This is a genomic window from Pseudomonas sp. HMWF006, assembly GCF_003061205.1.
Lineage (GTDB): Bacteria > Pseudomonadota > Gammaproteobacteria > Pseudomonadales > Pseudomonadaceae > Aquipseudomonas > Aquipseudomonas monsensis.
In genome coordinates, this window is the sequence record NZ_QAIU01000335.1 from 44,702 (window position 1) to 46,114 (window position 1,413).

Consider the following 1,413-nt stretch of genomic DNA (forward strand, 5'->3'; position numbering starts at 1 on the left):
TGTCGCCGCTGCTGATCTTTCTCGGGGTGATTTTCTTCCTCTCGCGCAAACAGACGCGGCTCGGGCAGATGGGCCGGGTCAGCATCGGTCTGGGGTTGATCATTCTCGCGCTGCAACTGATCGTCGAGGCCGCCGCACCGATCACCCACGCCCAAGGGGTGAAAGTGATTTTCGCCTCGCTCACCGGCGACATCCTCCTCGACGCCCTGGTCGGCGCCTTGTTCGCGATGATTTCCTACTCCAGCCTCGCCGCCGTGCTGCTGACCGCGACCCTTGCTGGCGCCAGCGTGATCAGCCTGCCGGTGGCGATCGGCCTGGTGATCGGTGCCAACATCGGCAGCGGCATTCTGGCGTTCATGAGCACCAGCATGCAGAACGCCGCCGGCCGGCAGGTGGCGCTGGGCAGCCTGCTGTACAAACTGATCGGCCTGCTGCTGATCATTCCGGTGCTCGATCCGCTGGTGCACTGGATGGACGGGCTGGATTTCAGCCCGCAGGAAATGGTCATTGGCTTCCATCTGCTCTACAACACCGCGCGGTGCCTGATTCTGCTGCCGTCGGTGGCGCCAATGGCGCGACTCTGCGCATGGCTGCTGCCTGAGCGGCCGGAGGTCAACGGCACGGCCAGGCCACGCCATCTCGACGCCACCGCGTTGTCGACGCCGAGTCTGGCCCTGGCCAATGCCGCGCGGGAAACCCTGCGCATGGGTGATCTGCTGGAAAACATGCTCGACGCCACTCTCGCCGTGTTGCGCGGCAAGCAAACGGCGGTCACTCAGGAAATCCGCTCGTTGAGCGATGACATCGAGTCGCTTTACAGCGCGATCAAACTGTATCTCGCGCAAATGCCCCGCGAAGACCTTGGTGAGCAGGACAGCCGGCGCTGGGCCGAGATCATCGAACTGGCGATCAACCTGAAACTGGCCAGTGATCTGATCGAACGCATGCTGCGCAAGATTCAGCAGCAGAAGACCTCACAGCGGCGTTCGTTTTCCGAAGAGGGGCTGGAGGACCTGACCGGTCTGCAACAGCAATTGACCGCCAACCTGCGCCTGGGCCTGTCGGTGTTTCTCAGCAGCGACAAGGAAAGCGCCCGCCAGTTGTTGCGCGAGAAACGTCGCTTTCGTGCACAGGAACGGCGTCTGGCCCATGCCCATGTCAGCCGTTTGCAACGTAAGATCGTGCAGAGTCTGGAAACCAGTTCATTGCACCTGGAGCTGATTGCGGATATGAAGCGCTTGAATTCGCTGTTTTGCAGCAGTGCTTACGTGGTGTTGGAAACGACGGATACCGGGGCGCTGGAAGCGGATGATATTGCCGACATTACGCATTCGCCTTGAACGTCTGGGGCTGGGGTCAGTCAGTAACTCAGAGTTCAGCCTCAAGGACGTCTTCGCTGGCAAGCCAGCTCCC

The 1,413-nt window shown here is 61.4% G+C and carries 1 protein-coding gene; it reads left to right on the forward strand.

What is annotated here, in order from left to right:
• A partial coding sequence (locus DBR24_RS13625; protein WP_256591463.1) for a Na/Pi cotransporter family protein occupies positions 1–1,340 on the forward strand: 1,340 nt, incomplete at its 5' end.
• Positions 1,341–1,413 lie beyond the last annotated feature (73 nt).